Source organism: Methanofastidiosum sp. (assembly GCA_020854815.1).
In the GTDB taxonomy this organism is placed as follows: Archaea; Methanobacteriota_B; Thermococci; order Methanofastidiosales; family Methanofastidiosaceae; genus Methanofastidiosum.
In genome coordinates this window covers 1-4323 of the sequence record JAHKLW010000052.1, presented here as the reverse complement: position 1 = coordinate 4323, position 4323 = coordinate 1, and the positions used below count along the sequence as shown (strand labels likewise).

Annotated in this window: 5 protein-coding genes; 2 read left to right on the top strand and 3 right to left on the bottom strand. The window is 36.5% G+C overall.

Features of this window, described 5'->3' with window-relative positions; translation table 11 throughout:
• The first annotated feature begins 397 nt into the window (after positions 1-397).
• Positions 398-757, top strand: coding sequence for a hypothetical protein (locus KO464_06845; GenBank protein ID MCC7573090.1), 360 nt, complete (start codon positions 398-400; stop codon positions 755-757).
• Between the two features lie 39 nt (positions 758-796).
• Here KO464_06845 and KO464_06840 read toward each other — a convergent pair whose 3' ends face one another.
• From KO464_06840 to KO464_06830, 3 genes are all read right to left on the bottom strand, one after another.
• A complete protein-coding gene (locus tag KO464_06840) occupies positions 797-1144 on the bottom strand; it encodes a hypothetical protein (protein MCC7573089.1) in 348 nt (115 codons plus the stop codon).
• A 169-nt stretch (positions 1145-1313) separates the two neighbouring features.
• The gene (locus tag KO464_06835) at positions 1314-2444 is read right to left on the bottom strand and encodes a hypothetical protein (GenBank protein ID MCC7573088.1); all 1131 of its coding nucleotides are present in this window, start codon (positions 2442-2444) and stop codon (positions 1314-1316) included.
• Between the two features lie 42 nt (positions 2445-2486).
• The gene (locus tag KO464_06830) at positions 2487-2891 is read right to left on the bottom strand and encodes a helix-turn-helix transcriptional regulator (GenBank protein ID MCC7573087.1); all 405 of its coding nucleotides are present in this window, start codon (positions 2889-2891) and stop codon (positions 2487-2489) included.
• Between the two features lie 512 nt (positions 2892-3403).
• On the opposite strand from KO464_06830, the gene KO464_06825 reads away from it, so the two are divergent.
• Positions 3404-3856 (top strand): type II toxin-antitoxin system RelE/ParE family toxin, encoded by a 453-nt coding sequence (locus tag KO464_06825; protein ID MCC7573086.1) that lies wholly within the window; start codon positions 3404-3406, stop codon positions 3854-3856.
• Positions 3857-4323: the final 467 nt, after the last annotated feature.

Below are 4323 nucleotides of genomic sequence, written 5' to 3'. Positions count from 1 at the left end.
ATTCAATAATTTAACATAAATAGATATTATCACATATTAAGTAAAATACAAAATTGAAGAGAGATAGCATCGGAGGTAGAGATTCGATTGAAGCCTTTACTGGCAGTGGGATAGGGGAGAATTAGTGAATTTAACATAATAACATTGTGTTAAATAGATCAAGTCAATCTGTACTGGATTCTTCTCAAAGTGAATAGCGTTCGTGAGTTCACATTATGGATTAAGAAATCTTTTTCATGAATGTTTCTGCGTATTAGATTGCAAATAAGTTTTGCTGATAAGCCAACAACTCCATTTGTTATTGTTCTGATGAAACTATTGTTTTTTGAAAAGGAATATTTTCGCTAGAATTGCAGTGAGAGAAACCAACATGAAATTCGACTGGGGAGGTGTGAGGGTGGAACACAATGATGTGCCGAAGTTAAAAAAGAAGGTCCTGACAACTATCACTGAAACGCTTAAAAAACTAAGTCCTGCTGGTCAGGAACTCCCTTTACGGTGTGAAGGACTAACGGGATGGGAACTGTATCGAGTTCCTTCTTTTCCGTATCAACATATCTTTGCAAAAGGAGTTTTTTGTGGATCCAAAGGCCGCTCAAAACTATATGCGTTAATTGACGACACTATCATTGAAATAGAAGACTTTTCATTTAGTGGAACCCCTGACGCATTCTATGTTGAAGTTAAAGGGAGTACGGCATGTATGTCTGAATTAGAATTTCTTGCTTTTATCCCTTGGGAAGAATACTATCACTGACGCTTGGGAGACTGGTTTAATCAAATTTTTAATCTTTTCTCAGCTAACTTTCTCGCTGTCTTTCTTTTCTTTATCTTCTTTTTTCTGAAGAAGGCGCTTGATTTCGTACTCGTTTCTAACCAAATAATTAGCTACCCGTTCACCGCTATAAAAAAAAGACAAAGCCCATCCACGTCTTACAGCTCTTTCTAAGGTTTCTCTGTTGTGATAAAACTTCGGGTGTCGTTTGTTCTTGAAGAATTGAACGGCATAATCTGTACTAGCTATGAGTTTTCCTACTTCTAATAAAATTTTGTCTGGTAAGCGTCTAGTTAATTCAATAAAGTCCATCCCATAAGCTTCAGTAATAGAGTTGTTTATAGCCTTGCTAATTTCCTTCTGTTTCACAGCAGATTACTCCCTTCATATGAGTTTAGGAGCTTTTACCCGCTCCGTTGAGACTTCCGAATATAAGCCTGAGGTAATGTGTTTCTTGATACCTAAAAATTCCTATTTGATATCGAATATATGGTTGCTCGTGATATTTAAAGCGAGGCATCTAGTATTGTCTTGTCCGCTATTCGCTTTCTTGGGTTTCCTTCCAAATGTTTATTAAGTACTTTATTGCCGAGTCACTTCGAATTAAAACCGAATTTAACTGTGCTTCTGTAAGACTCGGGTCTAATTCGTGCACTCTGTTTAGTGCTTTAAAAAACTCTATAAGCGCTTTTACATCAACTTCTACAAATTCTGATAGAGACCCGTTGTTGATATTCCTGCATATGTACATGATTCTTGCTTTCCTCGTAGGCTTGTCTTCTACAATATACTCTTCATTACGATTTGGAATTGGAATCCACGGTAGCACTTCATTATTTGGGGCTAATTTGTGGAGCAACCTATTCCATAGCTCTCTTAGTGAGGAAAGAATATGCCTTTTCCGATCTGTGTTTTGCTGATGAATGGCTTCATGTGCTCCTCTGAAAGGTATAATCAGTTTAGGGTTCACGTATTCTAAGAGGCTTATACAATCTGCGTTTTCTTCCTCTATTACCTGTATTAATTGGTCTTCCTCAACTGACGAATCTTCTGTAGAAGTCATGTTCCTTAAGCAATATGCGTGGAGAAATGCCTCTTGAGATGTCTCCGGAAGAACAAAAGCGGGTAATTGAAGGGTGTTTTGAACAGATTCCTGAGATTCATAAAAACGGTTTATCGATGGCATCAACTCATTGTTGAAAATCCTTAAACTGTTGCCCAATTTGCTTAGTAGACTCTGGTCGTCTCTGAAATGCTCAAAGTTTATCGCCAGTACCATTTGTCTGGCTAGCGAAAGCTTGTAACTTGAATCAAAATAGGCAGTGTAAACATTTGCTTTAAGATTTTCAGTGACACTTGTCAAGGGTCCTATGATTTGATTCCAGGAATCATGCAGACTAATAAAGGCCTCGTTTATTAGATCGACCTGTTTTGCAAGAAGGCTTATGTGATTTTGGGTAGTGCTCAAATCAATCAGCGAAGCCATGCTTTCTTGTGCAACGATTGACGGCTCTTGAATTCCTGTCATTATTTGTTTCCAAGTAGGAGGGATTAGAGAATCGATTTGATCCTTGAAAATATCGAGAGTGGTAGATCGTAAATCTCTGGTAAAAGCTAGTTTTTCGCCTATTGCATTGATAGCAGTGAAAAGATCGTTATACTTCTCCACCTATTTCGCCATCTCCTATTTTCTCTTGCAGGTCCTTTCGAGCTAGGCAATTATCGATTCTTCTGAAGCCTTTTGTAGAAGGTTCATAAGGAATTCTTCTGGTGAGGTATTAGCCTCATCACTTAGTTCTTGAAGTTTCTCCGCAGCCGCATTGGAAAGTCTAATGCAATTATCGGCCTGGGCAGTTAGTAGGATCTTTCCTTCAAGAGCATTGACGAGTTTATACATCATCTGATAAGAAAGATTCTGTTTTCCTGCCTCTATTCTTGAGATATTTGGGACGCTTATACCTGTGAGCTCGCTTAGATCCTTTTGGGTCATACCCTTCTCAACTCTGAGCTCGATTAGTTCATCTATGAAGTTTCTTAATGGTTTTCTCTCGTTGTATAAGCGTGCGAATTCCTCGTTCTTCATCAAGTTGGCCTTCAGTTTATCGAATCCTGTCATCTATAACACCACCTTCTAGATTTAGTTTATGAATCACTTACATAAGTATATTATCATATATGATAATATTAGTCAATACCTATTTTGATCTTTCTCTTTTCTATAACTACTAAAACAAAATAACCTTTCTTTTAGTTCTGTTCTACTATTCCTTTATTTATTTCTATTACTCATTGTATATAACTAATACTTTTGCTATTTCGCTGAACTGTTTTTGTTTTTCAAATTAGTTTTCTAACCCTATTTTTTGTATTGCTTATTTGTATTATTTATTGTTATTACTCAGTACTTTGTATTTTTTATTCCTTGTAATATTTGTATTTATTTTAGTAATATAATTTAGTTTGTTATTTTTCCTCTGATTGCACATATAATCTTGTATTAGAAAGGCATACCGCAATTCCGTGACAACACAGCAACTGAAACATATGTCAAAAGTAATCCTATAGTAATATACAGATCCACAAAGTAGGTGTATACTACCTTCAGACAACCTGCTGGAGGTGATTGGTATGAAAGACAAGAAATTCACGCAAGTAAGCTCCACAAAGGGCTCAGAAGAATTGCTTCTATGGAAGGATTACTCCGTTTACCTTTATGACGAAGCCATTGGCCGAGTTTATATTGGGGATTTCATTCTTGAATTGGCAAAATCAGACGCATCTACGGCAGAAAACATCGTCAATTTCATTGAGAAATTCCAGGAAGGAAAGGGTTTGCCGTTAGAAATGATAAAGGGTAAGAAGCCAAAGATTAAGGAGATTGCTCTAGGTAATAAGTTGTATGAGTTTAGAGAGTTTTCTAACGGTCTCAAGAAGCATATTAGAGTCTACTTTTTAATTGATGAAAAGGGGAAAAGAGTGGTATTTCTCAGCGCCTGTTTTAAGTCTGATAACAAAAAACAGGATAGAGATATAAAAGTTGCTATCTCTAGGCAGAAGGAGTATTTGAGAAAGCAGAAGTAATTCTGCTTGTTGGAGGTGATAATACTGTTCATTACGAGCGCTCTACTTCTCTTAGTAGCGATTTTATCAGTGATCTACCGCGAGCAAATTGTGTACTTCATTGTCCCTGCCCTGTTTATTCTCTTACTTAACGCATTAACTTCCCTGTTCATAAAACTCTTTTTAATGTTTCTGATCTCAGCTTCACTTACGACCTCTCTGAAAGATTCTATAATTGCAAAACTGACATCTTCACAAGACGTTGCCCTTCCAAAAAACGATGAAAAACAAGATTAGTAAACTGCTGAAGTTTTTAGTGAACGATATAGATCAAAATGGTCGTGTTTCCCTTAGTAATACATGTAATTACAGAAGTTGTGAACAAACATTCAGGATGGGTTTTCTGAGTAAATAAGATATGATTTTAGTGCAAGGTTTTGCGTTTGTTTGCTGCAGAATATAAGTACCGGTAATTGCAAAGAGTTATT

Excerpts from the sequence above, each read along its gene's own strand:
- KO464_06830 (MCC7573087.1), bottom strand. The coding sequence starts at position 2,891 with ATGACAGGATTCGATAAACTGAAGGCCAACTTGATGAAGAACGAGGAA.
- KO464_06825 (MCC7573086.1), top strand. The coding sequence starts at position 3,404 with ATGAAAGACAAGAAATTCACGCAAGTAAGCTCCACAAAGGGCTCAGAA.